17 protein-coding genes are annotated in these 17,502 nt (G+C 42.2%); 8 read left to right on the forward strand and 9 right to left on the reverse strand.

Annotation, left to right across the window (positions count from 1 at the left end; genetic code table 11):
• Nucleotides 1-36: 36 nt before the first annotated feature.
• Both AOB57_RS01150 and AOB57_RS01155 read left to right on the forward strand, forming a co-directional pair.
• Nucleotides 37-1,524 carry an alpha/beta hydrolase family protein gene (locus tag AOB57_RS01150; RefSeq protein WP_193726272.1) on the forward strand — a complete coding sequence of 496 codons (1,488 nt, stop codon included), beginning with the start codon at nt 37-39 and terminating at the stop codon, nt 1,522-1,524.
• A gap of 649 nt (nt 1,525-2,173) precedes the next feature.
• A complete protein-coding gene (locus tag AOB57_RS01155; protein WP_054298848.1) occupies nt 2,174-2,719 on the forward strand; it encodes a hypothetical protein in 546 nt (181 codons plus the stop codon).
• A 245-nt stretch (nt 2,720-2,964) separates the two neighbouring features.
• On the opposite strand, the gene AOB57_RS01160 is transcribed toward AOB57_RS01155, so the two are convergent.
• The 7 genes from AOB57_RS01160 to AOB57_RS01195 all read right to left on the reverse strand — a co-directional run bounded on the left by AOB57_RS01160 (nt 2,965) and on the right by AOB57_RS01195 (nt 8,502).
• Nucleotides 2,965-4,275, reverse strand: a complete 1,311-nt coding sequence (locus AOB57_RS01160) for a hemolysin family protein (RefSeq protein WP_054298849.1) — start codon at nt 4,273-4,275, stop codon at nt 2,965-2,967.
• A 255-nt stretch (nt 4,276-4,530) separates the two neighbouring features.
• Nucleotides 4,531-5,334: a M48 family metallopeptidase gene (locus tag AOB57_RS01165; RefSeq protein WP_054298850.1), complete on the reverse strand. Its 804-nt coding sequence runs from the start codon at nt 5,332-5,334 to the stop codon at nt 4,531-4,533.
• 436 nt (nt 5,335-5,770) lie between these two features.
• On the reverse strand, nt 5,771-6,064 hold the full coding sequence (locus AOB57_RS01175; protein ID WP_054298851.1) for a hypothetical protein: 294 nt from the start codon (nt 6,062-6,064) through the stop codon (nt 5,771-5,773).
• 77 nt (nt 6,065-6,141) lie between these two features.
• On the reverse strand, nt 6,142-7,011 hold the full coding sequence (locus AOB57_RS01180) for a nicotianamine synthase family protein (RefSeq protein ID WP_054298899.1): 870 nt from the start codon (nt 7,009-7,011) through the stop codon (nt 6,142-6,144).
• A gap of 161 nt (nt 7,012-7,172) precedes the next feature.
• Entirely contained in the window at nt 7,173-7,466 is a 294-nt protein-coding gene (locus AOB57_RS01185; protein WP_054298852.1) for an ArsR/SmtB family transcription factor, read from the reverse strand.
• A 93-nt stretch (nt 7,467-7,559) separates the two neighbouring features.
• Nucleotides 7,560-7,766, reverse strand: coding sequence for a hypothetical protein (locus AOB57_RS01190; protein ID WP_394339719.1), 207 nt, complete (start codon nt 7,764-7,766; stop codon nt 7,560-7,562).
• A 274-nt stretch (nt 7,767-8,040) separates the two neighbouring features.
• Nucleotides 8,041-8,502: a PepSY domain-containing protein gene (locus AOB57_RS01195; RefSeq protein ID WP_054298853.1), complete on the reverse strand. Its 462-nt coding sequence runs from the start codon at nt 8,500-8,502 to the stop codon at nt 8,041-8,043.
• A 292-nt stretch (nt 8,503-8,794) separates the two neighbouring features.
• Here AOB57_RS01195 and AOB57_RS01200 point away from each other — a divergent pair, with 292 nt between their 5' ends.
• Nucleotides 8,795-9,619: an alkaline phosphatase family protein gene (locus tag AOB57_RS01200; protein WP_054298854.1), complete on the forward strand. Its 825-nt coding sequence runs from the start codon at nt 8,795-8,797 to the stop codon at nt 9,617-9,619.
• 65 nt (nt 9,620-9,684) lie between these two features.
• Here the strand turns inward: AOB57_RS01200 and AOB57_RS01205 are convergent, their stop codons facing one another.
• Both AOB57_RS01205 and AOB57_RS01210 read right to left on the reverse strand, forming a co-directional pair.
• Complete coding sequence (locus tag AOB57_RS01205; protein ID WP_054298855.1) at nt 9,685-10,305, reverse strand: HAD family hydrolase; 621 nt, start codon at nt 10,303-10,305, stop codon at nt 9,685-9,687.
• A 173-nt stretch (nt 10,306-10,478) separates the two neighbouring features.
• Nucleotides 10,479-10,823, reverse strand: a complete 345-nt coding sequence (locus AOB57_RS01210; RefSeq protein WP_054298856.1) for a hypothetical protein — start codon at nt 10,821-10,823, stop codon at nt 10,479-10,481.
• 388 nt (nt 10,824-11,211) lie between these two features.
• On the opposite strand from AOB57_RS01210, the gene AOB57_RS01215 reads away from it, so the two are divergent.
• From AOB57_RS01215 to AOB57_RS01235, 5 genes are all read left to right on the forward strand, one after another.
• A complete protein-coding gene (locus AOB57_RS01215; RefSeq protein WP_054298857.1) occupies nt 11,212-12,348 on the forward strand; it encodes a DUF373 family protein in 1,137 nt (378 codons plus the stop codon).
• An 89-nt stretch (nt 12,349-12,437) separates the two neighbouring features.
• On the forward strand, nt 12,438-13,214 hold the full coding sequence (mtnP, locus tag AOB57_RS01220) for an S-methyl-5'-thioadenosine phosphorylase (RefSeq protein ID WP_054298858.1): 777 nt from the start codon (nt 12,438-12,440) through the stop codon (nt 13,212-13,214).
• 610 nt (nt 13,215-13,824) lie between these two features.
• Nucleotides 13,825-16,302 carry a DUF5814 domain-containing protein gene (locus tag AOB57_RS01225; protein ID WP_054298860.1) on the forward strand — a complete coding sequence of 826 codons (2,478 nt, stop codon included), beginning with the start codon at nt 13,825-13,827 and terminating at the stop codon, nt 16,300-16,302.
• A 187-nt stretch (nt 16,303-16,489) separates the two neighbouring features.
• Nucleotides 16,490-16,888, forward strand: a complete 399-nt coding sequence (locus tag AOB57_RS01230) for a DUF3467 domain-containing protein (protein WP_054298861.1) — start codon at nt 16,490-16,492, stop codon at nt 16,886-16,888.
• A 348-nt stretch (nt 16,889-17,236) separates the two neighbouring features.
• Nucleotides 17,237-17,461 carry an LSM domain-containing protein gene (locus AOB57_RS01235; protein WP_048118002.1) on the forward strand — a complete coding sequence of 75 codons (225 nt, stop codon included), beginning with the start codon at nt 17,237-17,239 and terminating at the stop codon, nt 17,459-17,461.
• The last annotated feature ends 41 nt before the right edge of the window (nt 17,462-17,502 follow it).

Genomic DNA, 17,502 nt, shown 5'->3' on the forward strand with positions numbered 1-17,502 from the left:
AAAACGCCAGATTAAAAATATGAAAGAGAGGAAATTATGAGAAATAAAGTAACAATTTGCTTAGTCTTGCTGATTATTATTATAGTGAGTATGGGATGCACTTTTCAACCAGGTGGGCAACAGCAAAACAATTCACAAATTAATAATACGACTGATGAGGGTACTGAAGATCTTAGCGACATAGAAGGCATCTGGATGGGAAATTTAACAGTCCCAGGTGGGTTGCAGTTAAGGATAATATTCAATATTTTCACTAATCCTGATGGGTCTATCAATGCCAGCATGGATAGCCCTGATCAGGGAGTAAGCGGTATACCGGTTGATACTGTTAGTTATAAAGAAGGCAATTTGAGCCTTGAGGTGAAATCCATCGAGGGAAGTTTCGAAGGGGTATATAAGGAGAGTAGCGAGACTATTGAAGGAGAATGGAAACAGGCTGGATCAGCTTTCCCACTTATACTTAACAGGATTGAGAAGGTCCCTGAGGTGCAAAGACCTCAGGACCCTGTAAAACCATATCCATATACTGAAGAAGAGGTTATTTATGAAAATAAAGAAGCAGAAATAAAGCTGGCAGGAACATTAACGCTTCCACAGTCGGAGGGACCTTTCCCGGCAGTCATACTCATAACAGGTTCAGGACAGCAAAATCGTGATGAAGAGATCTTCGGCCACCGTCCGTTCCTTGTACTCTCAGATAATCTGACACGCCAGGGTATTGCCGTGCTTCGGGTAGATGATCGAGGTATTGGAGGATCGACTGGGAATTTTTCACAGGCTACAACTGAGGACTTTGCAGGAGATGTGCTTGCAGGCGTTGAATTTCTAAAAAACCGCACTGAAATAAATCCAGACCAAATAGGGTTGATAGGGCACAGCGAAGGAGGTCTGATTGCACCTATAGTGGCAGTAAAATCCCCAGACATTGCATTCATTGTACTGATGGCAGCCCCTGGGCTGACTGGAGAGGAAATTCTGTATATGCAAAGTGACCTGATTGCAAGAGCCGAGGGAGTAAGTAATGAGACTATTGCGCAAAATAGAGCTTTAATGAATAGAATGTTTTCTGTAGTAAAAGAAGAAGAAAATAACACAATTGCTGAGGAGAAGCTTCGTGAAATTCTAAGGGCTGAGCTGGCAAATTTGAGCGAAGAGGAAAAAGCAAATTTAGGCTATTCCGAGGCTGCTATTGACTCACAGGTAAAAGAACTCTCCTCACCGTGGATGCGCTTCTTCCTGATATATGACCCCAGGCCGACATTGATGAGAGTTAAATGCCCCGTACTGGCAATCAGTGGGGAAAAAGACCTTCAGGTTCCGCCTAAAGAAAACCTCCTCGCTATTGATGAGGCTCTCAGGGCAGGAGGCAATAAAGATTATTCAGTTAAAGAACTGCCAGGTCTCAACCATTTATTCCAGACCGCTAAAACAGGATCTCCCTCAGAGTACGCGAGAATAGAAGAAACTATCTCTCCGGTTGCTCTGGAGACTATCGGAAACTGGATTTCGGAGCATACACAGTAAAAATAAAAGTAAGCAAGTGAGAAGGAAATATGTACTGCAAATATAATAGTTAATATTTTCATATCATTTCCTTCTCCTTTTTGTATCTGGTCACAGTCTTTTTTGCTAATACTCTTTTATAAAAAGTTTTTATATTATAAGGGTATATCCGGAAATACCTGCAATAGGGGCTTTACAATCCCACGATGTTTCCAGAAAATGCTGATCAGGTTATACACCTTAATATTTTGAGAGGAACTGACAGGCTTTATAAAAAAATAGCGTAAAGAGCATTTTTAATGCTATTTTTTCCTTAAATGTATGAAATATGAGCTTCCTTTGTAGTTTTGGCATTTAAAAATTCAGTATGAAGAAAAATTCTCCATATGACTGGTTTGTTCGATTGCAAAAGACTGTATCAAGATTTTAGGACATATAACCTCCTTAAAAGTCTTAGATTTAGTCTTAAATTGATTTTTAACGGGGTTAAAAACAATCTATAATTTTATAATCTTTAATGTTTGAAAATAAAGCGTTATGAAGCTTTAAACTTCTTTTCAGGTTTCTATAATATACTATAGAAATAAGTATGTTTATATTTTAATTTATCCAGTTGGTTTTTGATTGCGAGTATTCTCGGATCAAATGTAAGCAAATTAGGAGGTAAAAAATGGATTTTAACAGAAAGTCAATCTGGAAAATTACAGCATCGGTTTCTGTTGTATTAATGTTATTAACTTTAGGAGTGTTTACAGCCTCGGCATGCCAAGCTGAGGAATCTCCTGCCTATTGTGATCAAAACAGCCCGTCCCCTGGCGACTATGACAAGAACTGTCTTGGAGACGATACATTTCCCTTACCCGCTAATGAATCTGTCAGCTGTAACGGCGGCTGCGACAAATCAAACTGCACTGGAGACTTCTGTGATGGCTGTACCGAAGCAGACTGTGAAGGCGACTGCTGTGATAAATGTACAGACGTCTGCGGTAAGGATAACTGCACCGGAGACTGCTGTGACGACTGTACCGAAAACTGTGATGACGGGGACTGTGCAGATTATTCCGAAGTGACAGAATGTAACGGCGACTGCTGTGAAAACTGTGTAGATGAATGTGGTCAGGCATGCGACCAGGAAAGCTGCACTGGCAACTTTGAAGAGACCTGTGATCAGACCGACTGCACGACTGGCTCTGAACAGGCGATATGCAGCAAATAAAATCTTTGAAAGGCCCCAATCGCCTGTTCAAGCCTGGTAAAACCGGATTGAGAATTTCGAACGTGACAACCTTGAAAAACCCCTTCATTTCCAGAAATATAAATACAGTTTTTCGAAATTCTCTTTAATTTCTTTTTTTAATTTGCAGAGCATTTAGTCTCTTCAATACCACTCTGAAACTTTGTCTTTCGGATGCGAGAAAGTTATCAGTGGATTACAGACACTCAAATCTTAGGAGCAGGTATTTAATCTTCAGGAGCCTGGGGAATTCGCGTTACAAGCACCTTATCTATTCGATTGCCGTCCATATCCACAACCTCATATCGCAGTCCTCCGTGGACAATAAAGTCTCCGGTCACTGGGATTCGCTGCAGGATAAAAATAATCAGCCCGGCAATTGTCCGGTAGTAACCCTCTTTCTCTCCTGGAAAGGAATCTACAGGCAGAAAATCTTTAATTTTTTCAATGGGCGTATCCCCGTCAATCAACCAGGAGCCATCCTCTCTAACTCTAATCTGCGCCTCCGCAGGCTCGCCCAGAGAACGGACTTCGCCCACAATGGCTTCAAGGATGTCGTGCAGGGTTATCACGCCCTGAATGCTCCCGTATTCGTCAGTGATAAGGGCAATATGCACGCCGGTCTCCTTGAACGATTCCAGAAGCTTCAGAACCGAAGCGCTTTCAGGTACGAAGACCGGTCTTGTAACCAGTTCTCTGAGATCAACAGTGCCGCTTTCCACAAATTTCTCAAGAACCTTTTTTACGGATATCATACCAACAATGTTATCCAGTTCACCTTCATATACCGGAAAATGTGACCTGCCACTTTCGATCATTCTCCGCAGATTTTCATCGGTCGAATCTTCAAGATCAAGCCCGATAATATCAGCGCGATGCGTCATCAGGGAATCGACATGACGGTCGCCAATCTCAAGCACACCTTCTATCATGCTCAATTCGGCTTCCTCAAACACTCCGGCTTCGGTTCCCTCCTCAAGCATGATCTTGATTTCCTCTTCTGTAACAGGCGGCCCGGTAATCTTCCTGACCTTTAAGACCCTGAGCACAGCCTCGGTTGAGTAACTGAGAATTATCACAAACGGTTTTGCAATAATAGAAAGAGAAAACATGGGTTTTGCGACAGCGGAGGCTATGGACTCCGCATTGTTGAGTGCAAGCCTTTTAGGGACAAGTTCCCCAAAAATCAGGGTAAGGTAGGTAATCACAACTACAACGAGAGTGATGCTGAGACCACCACTGTATGAAGCCATAGCAGGGAATTCTCCAAGGTAAGCTGCAAGTTCCTTTGCTATCGTGGCTCCACCGAATGCGCCTGCAAAGATCCCTACAAGAGTAATTCCTATCTGGATTGTTGAGAGAAAGGGCGTGGGCTCATTCGCGAGCTTAAGCGCAACATCTGCCCTTGTGTCCCCTTCTTCCGCCCGCTGTTTAAGGCGAGTTTTCTTGGCAGAAACAAGGGCAAATTCTGACATGGAAAACAGGCCATTGAGTGCAATCAGAACAAGGATGATTGCGATTTCAGTCAAATATGACATTTTGAAGGTATTAGATGGATAATAATTTAAATCTATTTATAGCATTATAAAAATTTATTTTTTTGTAAGCTTATAGCCGTATTTACTTCCCATTTAGCGGTCGATTTTCCCTGCGACTTCTGCCTGCTGTTCTGGAACCTTGCTCCAGAAACTGTGATTTTAAGCCTTTTATTTCTCTCGTTCCAGGCTGAAAAAAACTTCCCATTTCTATTCCCAGATAAATTTTTCAAGATTTATACTTTCAAAATATATTATTTAAAAAATTTTTCCAGGCTGGTTTTCGTTAAGGGCTTTTACCCTTCTCACCAGGGATGGATGTGTTGAAGAGAGATTCGTTGACCAGGCCCAGAAACCCTCAGGGCTTCTTGCAGTCTCAAGATATTCCTCGTAGTTAACCGTTTTGTATAGATGTTCGCCTGCTGAGAGGACTATAAGCCCTTTTTTGCCTGAAGGAACAAGCCGGATTGCAATCCTGTCTGAAGTATATTCCCTTGCCCGGCTAAGGGCAGTCCATAAAAGATTCTTTAGCACAGGCACAAAGGCAACCGGGAAGATTGAGAGGTTGTAGAGCAGGCTAACATGACCTGCTTTTATGTGTGCCAACTCATGGGCAACTATGAACTCCAGAGAATCAAAGTCTCCTTCCCTGTATGCGACCTCAACCACATCCGCGTAAAAAACTACATAATTTCTCCTGAAGTACAGCCTGGTAGCAAACGCGTTTATTAGCCCACCCTGCTGGATTAAGAATGCATCTGGAACTTCTTTGAGATTCAGCTCAAAAGAAAGGCGTTTTATAATTTCATAGAGCTCAGGAAACTGCTTTTCTGAAAGCCTGACTGCATTCGCCATCATTGCCCCGTAGGTCTGCCCGGAGACGAATGAGAGAAAAACAATCGTTCCCGGGACTATCAGCATATATTCATGCCCGAAGAGATCAGGATATAGAATCGGAACTAGCATTAAAGTAACATAAATAAAAACACTGACCAGCAAACACATAATGAAAAGAGGTATTTCGGCAGGATGCCTTAGATATTTTATCTCACTGTCCAGCAAATAATTTGTCCCCCCAAGTTTCAGGAAATATCTTTCAATTGCTCGCTAGAACTCACCAAAAAAGCTAATTTTTTATCATAAGTACACGATATACTTTGGATTTGAATCGATATACCTTTTACTATGTAATACCTTTTACTATGTAATACCTTTTACTATGTAATACCTTTTACTATGTAATACCTTTTACTGCGTAAAATAAAATGTACTATATGGTGAGCGCTTTACTTTTGACTTCTTTTACTGCCGTTAACGCGGAACTCTCCCCCAGAGAAAAGTAAGGCAGTTTATCTAATTTCAGAACAATTACTGGATTGAGCAAGATGTCAGTAGGTCAGATTCCAATCGGGGGTTTTCTTTCATACCCACCTCTCGCAAAAAGCTCTGAAGCTCTACGACCGGAAGGGGTTGCTTGTTCCGAAAGCAAAGGATCCTTTTACCGGGTACAGATACTACACCGTCTCCCAGCTGGAACAGGGAGCTGTATCTCAATGATCCTGCAGAGGTTTCCGAAGAAGACCTTATGACTGAGGTTCTTAACCTTAAAGCTTAGAGTTATTGGGGAGATTCCTATGATTACAGCAACTTCTTTAATAATGTTTTTAATAACTGGATCTACCTTTTCAGGTGTTGTAATTGTAGGCTTTACGTCTGTTCTTGGAACCACTGGCACGTTAAGATCATTTCTCACCCTTTCCTGTATTATTGTGTGAGGCTTTATACTTGGCACTTTAGTATCATGTGTTCTGGTTATCTCCTTTATTTAGTTAATTATTTAGTTGGTTATTGCTCCAGTTTTCGGAGCATTTACTCATTTTTCTTCAGTAATCCTGTTTTCTCCAAAAATACGACGGTATTATATGCAGGAGGGACAGGCCGGACTCTCTTATATTCCCTGTAACCTTCAGGCAAATCAAGCAAAGAGTCCAGATTTAACAGTTTCATTAAGCCTTTCTCATAGATCCTGTAAGAAAGCCTGCAGCCTTCAGGTATTACCTTTAGCAGGTGATCCAGAATTTCTTTTTTGGGCTCAGCCTGGGCAGCTATAATAAGAGCCTTTGAATCGGCGCCATAATCTATGAAATCAGCACGGGTGATGGAAAGATGATTCCCATTAATTACGGTGATGCCTTCTGAAAGCCCGAGCTTATCAAGTACTTTTATTGAGAGTTGTGCCCTTGCAGGGTCCTGCTCTATCCCTGTGCCCTTTATCCCGTGACGCTTGAGGAAAACGATAAGGGTCAGAGGAAGAGGCCCGCTCCCGAGAAAAGAGATTCTGTCCTCGGGTTTTAATTTGAGATCTTCATATTCTATCTGAACCAGCCTGAGATAATTCCTGTAAAAAGTATATTTTTCAAGCACCTCCCAGGGTGACCGGCTTGCAAGGATCTCGTTTGAGTATCTGGTTTCCAGCCTCACAGTGCATAAATTCCGGAATCGGTTCATGTGAGCAAAAACCGGCTCCATTTCTGGTTTATTAAAAAGGTCAAAATCTTTATCGCTGTACAAATCACGGGTAATCAAAGCATCAAGTTTCAGGAATGTTTTCTCAACCCTATCCAAAGGGCAGGAAAGAATCTCTTCATCAGACAGCTCCCTTATGTCCTGATATAAGCCGAATATCTCTTCTAGAGTGGTTTCTGAGAGTTCCAGATCCTCAATAATCGTGCTGACCATACAATCCCCGAAGATTATTATGGCGCTCCTGAATATATTCCTGTTGAGAATTATCCATATTCCGGAAATCAGGAGGAAAAGAATTACATACTTACCCGGGCAGTAGAAAAGAAAAATCAAATAACTCGGAAAATATATTGAACCCTGTAAAAGCACCAGCCTTATTCAAAAATTTGCTTTATATCTTCAATAGACAGGTAAACTTCAAACTCTTTTAATCTAAAAAACTTCTTTGCCCGCATGTCGTCATCATCAAGTCTGAGGTCGCTTTCAACAAATCCGGCTTTTTCCAGGCGTTTCAAATGCAGGTTTATTACCTGCCTTGAGAGGTTCAGGTCTTTGGCGAGTTCGTATACATACCTCTCCCTCTCAGCCAGCAGGTAGAGCAATTTCAACCTTATGGGATGAGAGAGAGCTTCACCAATCTCTACTATATGTTGAAGCGATTTTGCCATTGAGAATGTCCTCACGTATTTCTGGTGTCACCTGACATGGAAGGCTTCTGAACCTGCCGCAGTTGTATAAAATTCTAGCACTCCGGCTAAACTTTAGATTTCTTCCAGTTTGGATTTTATTTCTTCCACTGTTTTTTTGATTTCTTCGATATCTCTTTCCATTTTAACTATTCGCTCATTATCCCTTGGAGCTGCATACCCGGAACTGTTCAGCAGCACTACCACTGCACCTACTATAAGCAAGATAAGTAGAAGGTTCAGGAGAAATCCCCAGAACGAGCCCATCACGCCGTATCCCATACCATTCAAGCTTTCCACCTCGAAAAAACAGATTTTCTTGATATTATTCACTTTTCTTATTTCATCGACTTTTTCCTCAGATATTGCTAACCATGAATATAAAGAATATCCGGTAGAAAGGTAACCTCGAAGACGAGACCTCGATAGAAATAACAGATAAAAGGTTGTTAAAATGAATGTTTAAGCTGTAACTTTAAAATCTAATCTGAGGGAATAAATAAAGAAGATAATATTATTAAGAGTTAGCTTCGACACTCGACCATAAGCAATATTCTCAATAACTATATCCTCTACTGTGACCCTGTCCCCTGCAGTGCCTTTCGCCTGCCTGTGCTCCTGCGCAAACAGGGTAATCAGTAAATACTTCGCCGCTGACAGCATCAATCCTTGCCTGCTTGTAAACCCCATCCTCGTCTTGATAGGAAACAATCCACCAGCGGCGCATCTGAGAAATGTCATCTTTAGAAACCTTACTATCGATTTCTTTCCTTGCAATCTCGAGTGCTTCATCTGAAGTCTCAACCTCAACTTCTGCGGGATTATCTGAGTTGAAATAAGGGCAACCGGAGAAATTTCCTGCACACGGACCCAAGCCCGTGCATCTTGCAGCCCACCTGTGTGATCCAAATCCGTAATTTGTCCCTGCGTTATCCGAAGTAACTGCACTGACGACTGCTGCTCCGGAGGCTCCTACAAGCAGTATTCCCAGCAGAATTGCTATTATCGCCTTTCTCATTTTATGCACCTTTACGCCTATTTTTGCCTTCGTTTACCACACAATATGTATCATTTACACTACATATGTAGTCTACGTGATAATATATAAATTATCGCAGGTACTGCTGGCTTTCATGAAAATTCAACTATACTTTTCATTTGTCCATCCTGCAAGCGGCGGAACCCAACACAGGCCCGCAGCAATAGCCTTAGGGCTTTAAAAGGTCTGCGTTATATAGAACTGAATTTAAAACCGACTGTACAGGAAAATAAATATAAACCGGCTTCCCAGATAATGTATTGGAGAGCATATGAAAATTTTAGAATGCAGCATAATTGATATTGCCCCCACGATCGCGACACTGCTGAAAATCCCTATGGTTCCGCCTGCTGGCAGACCAATTCGAGTAGTAGAAACCTACGCACAGGAAAGAGGCTGCAAGCGAGCAGTAATTATTGTGGTTGATAGTCTTGGGTATTCCCTTTACAAGCACCTTTCTACATTAATGGTAAACCTGAGTGGGACTGCCGAGAAAGGAATCCTGTTCAGGTGCAAATCGGTTGCACCAATAACATCCCCTGCTATTGCATCAATCTTTACAGGATATCCACCAGAAATGCATAATATCTACTCGACTCAAGATATCTATACCGAAAGAGCAAAAAACTCGGAAAATCCGAGACTGAAGAGTATCATGGAATGGGCTTACAGGGCAGGCATGAAAGCGTCAGCGGTCATTGAGTATGAAGGTGCGGAAAGTTTCAGGGGGAGAATAAAAGATTTTTATGGAGTTCCAGATTCCGAAGATATCCTGGATTATGACCTTCAGATCACGAATTATGCTGTGCGTGCTCTCAAAGAAAAGCCCGATGTCCTGGCGGTTCACCTAAGGGCTCTTGATCGTTTTTCCCATAGGGCAGAAAGCTGGGAAGAACTGAGAAAGGCTGCAAAAGCCATAGATGAAAACCTGGGCGAGATTTTCCGGAGTGCAGAAAAAGGGACGATTTTCTTTATCTGCGGAGACCACGCAATCCATGGCGGAGAAAAGTGGTTGAAGAATGCGGAAGGAGAAGATATCAAAAATCACAGGGAAAACATTGTAGCCCTTATTGTAGCCTGTAAGCAGGAAGCATAAATCGACCGAACGCCTCCAAAAAGCTAGCATTAGCAGGTTTATACAGATTTATTTTAAAATTAGTATCAGAACTTTTGCCCAACCTTAAGAATCTTACTGAAACACCTGATTGTTCGGCTGGTATTCTTATGCAGAATTCCAATACCTCCTGCCTCTTCCCACTCGCGGATGTTTTCAGAATTATCATCAATAAGGACCCTTGCAGCCCCTGACTGCAGGGCTTTTTCCGGTCGGTAGCAGAGGATTGCATTTTCTGCATAAGAGGCTCCAAGTTCTTTCCTGATCCATTTGATTTTTCCTTCTCTCGCATTGATTAAGGCTTTTTTTCTCTCAGGCCCAGGGAGCGCAGAAAGGATTGTAGGAAAGTAGCCTGAACTTCTAAGAAACCCATGTAGCTCCCTTCCTCCTGGCATCCAGGACATCTCTGACCAGAATTCAATTCCTGCCGATGTAATTTTTTTCCAGAATAACTCTCTATCATTGCTGTACCAGAACATCATATCGTCACCCAGTTTTTCACAGGCACCTGTGAAGTCCGTAAGGACTCCATCCATATCAAGAAAAAGTTTTATTTCTTCTATGGGCTCGGGAGAAAAAGAGAGATCAGACGAATGGCTTGAGAGAGATCTCTGAGAGCTTGCAGGATTGCTCTGGATAAAATTGTACGGATTGAAAGAAGCAGGCATAATAAACCTCCCTTAATTCCTCTAGCAGCAAATGACTTCCCATTAATAGTTTATTTAGATACCATAATAAAAAGTACTCATAGTAAAAAAATTAGTATGGAAAAGGTTAAAAAGAAGATTTCTATCTTCCCCCGTGGAAGATTTCTACCTTCTCATCCGTCACTTTGTCGTTCTTATTTTTTCTTTGAGATAGAGCTTTCGAACCTGTCCACCAGTTTCTTTACATCGGTCTTGATATCCGAGGCAAGCTTTTTTGCACTCTCACCGGTTGTATCAACGAGTTTCTCAACTCTGCCAGTGATGCTTTTTACCTCATCCTTTACATCAATGGACTTCATTTCCTCGGAAAGAGATTTTATTTCTGAATTTATATTCTTTGCAAGTTTCGAGGCTTCGTCCCCTGTCTTCTTTGCTAGAAGGTCAATATCGTTTCCAAGCTTTCCAAACCGCTCCTGAATTCCGGGACTTCTTTTTCCAGTTTCTGTTCCTTTGCTTTCACTTTCCATTGTATGTGCCATATAGACCCCTTCATATATTTAATAAACATAATGGATTTCTATCAAAAGAAAGCCTGTTTTTCAAATATTTATTATGAACTTTCGGTGTCATAAAATTACCCATAAAGTTTTACCTGAAGTTTTTAGAAATTGTTTATGATATTATCCAATAAAATTCTGTGAACTCTCCATAACCAAAAACTAATTTAAAAATAAATTAATGTTACGCTACAAGCTTATAAAGTATAAATTAAAATAGTATGCTTGTAAAAGTAAGGCTAGTTAACTGATTCAAAGAGTTTATGGAAAAACTCTGGCCAGAAAGATATAAGAACCGGATTAAGATGCCGTACTCAGGAAAAATCAGCTCTCTGTGATAGAGTAAGCCATTAAAGGCTATAGAGGAGATATGCAGACCTTAGTTATATGCATAGACAGAGATAACGATCTGGGCGAAAAAGCAAAGCTCGAAACCCCGATAGTAGGACGGGAGGCAAATATTCAAGCTGCCGTTGCACTTGGAATCGCAGATCCGGAGGACTCTGATACCAATACAATTTTCGGCGGGATCAGGATTCTTGATGAGTTGCGGGCAAAAGGAACCGATGCAGAGATAGTCTCTTTTGCAGGAGACAAAAACGTTGGAGTAATCGCAGACCAGAGAATTGCAGAACAGCTCGAAACCTTTCTCAATACGAATAATGTGCAGAGAGCAATTTTTGTCTCAGACGGCGCAGAGGACGAGACACTTGTGCCTATTGTCCAATCCCGTATAAAAATTGACTCCGTGAAAAGAATCGTAGTAATGCAAAGTGAAAATCTGGAGAGTACCTATTATATTCTGAAACATGTATTCAGCGACCCAAAGATTTCCCAGACTTTCTTTGTACCTTTAGGGCTTGCTTTTCTCATTTATGCAATATTTCTGCTTGCCCAGTATCCTGAAGGTGCAGTTGTGGGAATTCTTGCAGCTGTAGGGCTTTACATGCTGTACAGAGGCTTTGGGCTGGATGACCTTGTCGCCCTTGAGAAAGAAAGGCTCTGGGACGCTTTTCTGGAACAGAGGATGGTTTTCATAAGCTATACGGCTGCCCTGCTTACAATTCTTGTAGCGACTGCATACGGGGCAATGGAGGTATGGAAACTTTATTCGGCAGAAGGGGTGTGGTACCACGGAACCCTTACGCTTGTCTCAGTATTCATAAATGCCTCAGTCTGGTGGTATGCAGGAGCCCTGCTGCTTGCGGATCTTGGGAAAATTTTCGATCTAAGGATGGAGGAAAAGCCAATTTATAAAAATGTCGCTATCTCTCTCTTTATAATCGCAACTGGATTGCTCTTCTGGGGTGCAAGCACATATATTTTAGCGGCAGCCTCCCTTTCGGAAGGCATTACTAATAATGCAACTCTTGCCCTCCAGTATTTTGTATATTCAGTCATAGTTGCAATTCTTATTGCTCTTGCCGGTATAAAGTACAGCGTATCAAACCAGGCTTCCGAAAATGGAAACCCAGAAAGGGGTAGAAGAAAGAGAAAGCTCGCCTGACTGAAGTTGTTTTGCCAGGTAACCAAAATTCGATAGGTCAGGTGAAATGGAAAACAGGAACAACGGTAAAAACTACCAGGTAGATAAAAATGGAGAAGGCAGCTGAAAATGTAGAGATTGCAGTGCTCGGTGGTGTTGGTTTCAATTCATACAGGGAATTTGAAAGCCAGCCAGTACACACTCCATATGGAGGAATTACCACTTATTTTACTACCATAAGAAGAAAAAGAGTTGCAGTAATTCCGAGGCATGCAGGAGAAAATCATATTCCTCCACATAGAATTAACTACAGGGCAAATATCTGGGCAGTACATGCCATAGGGGCAAAACGTATAATCTCTACAAATTCCGTAGGGTCAATGCGAGGACATCCTGTGGGCAGTTTTGTAGTGCTTGGTGATTTCATAGATTTCACCCGGAACAGACCCTCTACTTTTTATGATGATAAGACTGTACATGTCGACCTCTCTGAGCCCTACTGTCCGGAAATCAGGACTGCCCTCAGATGTGCCCTGGAAAAAAAAGGGCTTTCCTATACCGAAGGAATTTATGCCTGCACGGAAGGTCCGCGCTTTGAGACCCGAGCCGAAATTCGAATGATGAGCCAGTTTGCCGATGTTGTGGGCATGACGGGTGTGCCTGAGGTAATCCTTGCAAAAGAACTCAGCCTCTGTTATGCTTCTCTCGCTATTGTCACAAATCAGGCATGTGGGTTGACTACACAGAAACTAACAGCGGATGAAGTCACTGAAGTCGTGGGAAAAGCCCAGGATTCGATCTTTGAAATAATTTCGGACACAGTAGAAAATCTCAAAGAAGCCCGAAGCTGCAGGTGCAGATTTGCAAAAGAAGGAGCATGCTTGTAAACCATAACCTTTTTGTTAAAAGGTTGAAAAAGAAAGAGAGAAGAGCATGCTTATAAGGTCTTATTTAAAGAAATTACAGAAGAAGGAATATCCTATTATAAGGTTTTATTTTAAAAAGGCAGCAGGGAAGCAGACTCCATATAAATACAATCTCTACAAATAGGTTCGGTTCTTGATAAGATATAATCTCTACAAATAGGTTCTTGATAAGATATTTTTCCAGAATTTTCTTTACAATAAGTACTCTTACTAACATTTTCTTTAAGCATGCCTTTAGAAATTCTCCAGATGATTCTCTTAAGTAACTTCTTCAATATTACTTTAAATGAGTCCTAGTGTTATCTCACAAAGTTGCGTATTAGATACGCTTCAAGTAGCTTATTCTCAATACTGCGACCTTCAGGAAAGAGCAGAGAGTTTTATTTATATAATTATTAAGTGATAAAATATTTATATAATAGTTCCCTATAAGATAGGTTGCAAATGGGATAAAAGAAAGATAAAAGGTGTGCTAAGGAAAAGTAAAGTAAAATAGTGCGCCGAATGAAGTTTAAAGTGTAAATAGTAGATTTTGAGAGAATTTAATAAATTTCAATAGATCAGGATAAAAATGATACTCTGGGTCTTAGGCTACGCTGAAAAATCGAAGATAAGAGTTATGGCTATAAAGGACCGGATGAAACAGCCGATTTATACGGCGGAACTCTATTTAAAGGATAGTTACAAAGGACCACGCCCTCATAAAATAAGGCTTCTTACCGGCAAAAAAGAAGAATTCATTCCTCCCCAGCAGTTTATAGAGCTCTTACGTGGTGCAAATCGGATAATGCTTGCAGGAGGAGGGGACCCTGCAAATGAGACTGCGTTTATGGAGATGCTCAAAGGTTTTCAACTCAGTGCAGATAGAGTTAAAATCTGCAAACACTGCCTGATAAACAAACGTTTCAACTTTGTAAATAGTAAATCCATCAAATACCACAATGAACTCATCTGCCTGGGCTGTGCAAAGGAAGAACTTTTGCGTGCAGTCCGTTCGGCTGGTGTGCAGTATGGGGAGAAATCTATAGATTTCCTTGAGCAGGTTCTCGTGAAGACCAGGGACCTTGATAGGACTATCCGGATGCTTACCCCAGAAAGGCTGGACCCTGAGTTCACGCGTTACGATACTATAAGGACAAACCCTACGAGTGCTACTGTCAGGGTAAAGAACCTGCCCCTTCAAAAGGAATTCAAAGACATGCTGCTCGAAAAGTCTGAGACCTTACTGCCTGTTCAGGCCCTGTCGGTTGAAGCCGGACTTCTGGAAGGGAAAAATCAGTTTGTAATTTCGGCGACAGCAACCGGAAAGACCCTTATAGGGGAGATGGCAGGAATCCAGAATCTTCTTGACAAAAAAGGAAAAATGCTTTATCTGGTTCCCCTGGTGGCACTTGCAAACCAGAAATACGACCAGTTCAAAGAGCGCTATTCGAAACTCGGGCTCACCACTTCAATAAAGATTGGAGCAATTCTCATAAAAACCTCCCAGCGCGTGAAAATGCAGACCAGCCCGGGTGCGGATATAATCGTAGGGACTTACGAGGGTATAGACCATATGCTCAGGTCTGGAAATGCCGATTACCTGGGTAAGATCGGAACTGTGGTTGTGGATGAAGTCCATACCCTCGAAGACCAGGAAAGGGGGCACAGGCTGGACGGGCTTATAGGAAGGCTGAGGTATGTGGCACCCGAGGCGCAGTTTATCTATCTCTCAGCAACCGTAGCAAATCCTGAAGGCTATGCAAAGAAGCTCGGAGCCAGGCTTATCCGTTACGAGCACAGACCGGTCCCTATTGACAGGCATCTCTTATTCTGCCAGGAGAACGAGAAGGCAAAGCTAATTTCCCAGCTAGCGAAAGAGGAGTATTCGATGTTCTCTTCTAAAAAGCATAGGGGGCAGACAATTGTCTTTACAAACTCCCGCCGAAACTGCCACAGGCTCGCCGCCGCCCTTTCAATTCAGGCGGCTCCCTATCATGCCGGGCTTTCCCAGTACGAGAGAAAGAAAGTTGAAACTCGCTTTGTAAAAGGAGAGCTTCCGGTAGTCGTGACTACAGCCGCCCTTGCGGCAGGTGTAGATTTTCCGGCTTCCCAGGTAATCTTTGAATCCCTTGCAATGGGAGTAGACTGGATTTCAGTCCAGGACTTCCTGCAGATGAGCGGAAGGGCAGGCAGGCCTGACTATCATGACCGCGGAATTGTCGTGCTTATGCCCGTACCTGGAAAGTCCTACTCAGGCTCCCAGTCAGATACCGAAGAAGAGATTGCAATCAAACTGCTTCAGGGAGAAATGCTCTCAGCAGGCGTACAGTACGGAGAAGCCGAGCAGCTTGAGGAAGTGCTTGCATCAGTTGCAGTCACTTCCTCGGTGCAGGATCTCAGGAAGATCCATAACCTGATGTTTGGGAACTACGACCTGGAAAGATTAATCCTGCGCCTCCAGAGTTATCGCTTTCTGGAAAGAAAAGGAAACCGGATAACGCTTACGCGTTTTGGAAAGATTATTGCGACTCATTTCCTTCCGGTATCGAAAGCCTTCCTGATTCGAGATGCTGTGCTTGAAGAGAACAAACCCCTTCAGATTGTGACAAACTTGGAGTTTTTCGATGCAGCGTACTTCAAGTATGCAAACCAGATAGGAAGCTCTCTGCATGTTAATATGCCTTCAAGGGTCTTTCAGGGGGCTACCCTTGATATAATCTTTGACGGGGAATCCCTTTCCCAGCTTGATGTAAAAATCCGGGAGTTAATGTTGAACTTTGCTTCGGACTTTTTAACCTGTGCCTGCAAAGATTCGCCTTACTGCGGCTGTGCAGAACAGAAGTTCTCGGAAAAAATTATCAAGTTGCGTACAGAAACGCTTGAACCTGTACAGATTGTAAAGAGACTTGAAGATAAATACGGAATTTCCGCATACCAGGGTGACGTTTTCGGGTACCTGGACAATGCAGTCCGTAATCTTGATGCCGTGGAACTTATAGCAAAGGTGCACTCCAAAAAGAGAGTGGCAGAGGAAGCAAAAAAGCTTAAAAAGAAAGTCCAGGGTTAAGAGATCAAAAACGTTTTTGCAGATAGCATTGTATAGTGAGTTAAGATGCTCCTGTCTATATGGAAAATGAATTGTTTATACGTAGGGCTGACAGGTTTTCTCAAAATCCAGCCAGTATATTATATCAGAATTCGATGACAGGATATATTATAACAGAATTTTCAGAGGGTAAGATAGAGGTAATTTCATGACTGAGGACGTTGAACCCAAGAAAAATATTGGAAATGAAGCCTCAAAGAAGGTAAAAAAAAACATTACTATAGAATTCTTGAAACCTGATAACTTCAGGCAGATATATGCTATCGGAGCTGCAGGAGGGCATAGCCCCTACGATTTTAGGATCGGTTTTTACAACGACACTCCTAAAATGTTTGGGGATGTCTCAGAATCAAGGGTTATCCAGAGGCGTGTCGAGGCCGAGATTATACTCTCTCCTGTTGCTGCACTTGAGCTTTCAAGGTGGCTGACCCAGCATATAAACGAATATGAGTCCGTTTTCGGACCTATTGCGAGAGCAATCCCGAGACCAAAAAAAGATTCTGCAAAGCCTATTGACGAAAGTACGGATATTCAGGGTTATATCTGATCCTGGCTCGAGTCAGGATAAAATAGATAAGGATCCTGGTTAACTGGAAAATCAAACTTGACTTCCATAAGGAGCTATTTGATCCAGGAAGTATTTTGAGAACCCGGAAGATCGATGGTTATATATCTCTGTAAAGGGTATGTAATTTTCAGTTTTCTTAAAAGCCGGTGGAGTGACGATATTAGAAGAATTTCTCGATTACTGACAGGAAGCGGCTGATACTGGCAGCAAGCAGACCGCAGGTGTGGATGTGGCTCTGATGCGGTTCGCCCTTACCGGCTTGGGACATAAGAAACAGGAACCCGGGAGTACGGGGAAAACGCAGAACAAATAAGCGAGGGTTTAAATTTGTTCCCAAATAAAAAAGTTCAGAAAATCGTTGGATCAAAGATCCAGGTAGAAATGAAAGGCGACCTTAATCTGCTTGAAGGCACTCTTAAGAGTGTGGATGACTACATGAACCTTCATCTCGTGGACACCATGGAGATCGTAAAAGGAGAAAAAGTCCGTTCCCTTGGTTCTGTAGTACTTCGTGGTAATAACATCATACTGATCACTCCTGTTGAAGAATAAACTTCAAAAGGAACATCATAGTGTGCATAAGGAACATCATA

Source organism: Methanosarcina flavescens, from assembly GCF_001304615.2.
Lineage (GTDB): Archaea > Halobacteriota > Methanosarcinia > Methanosarcinales > Methanosarcinaceae > Methanosarcina > Methanosarcina flavescens.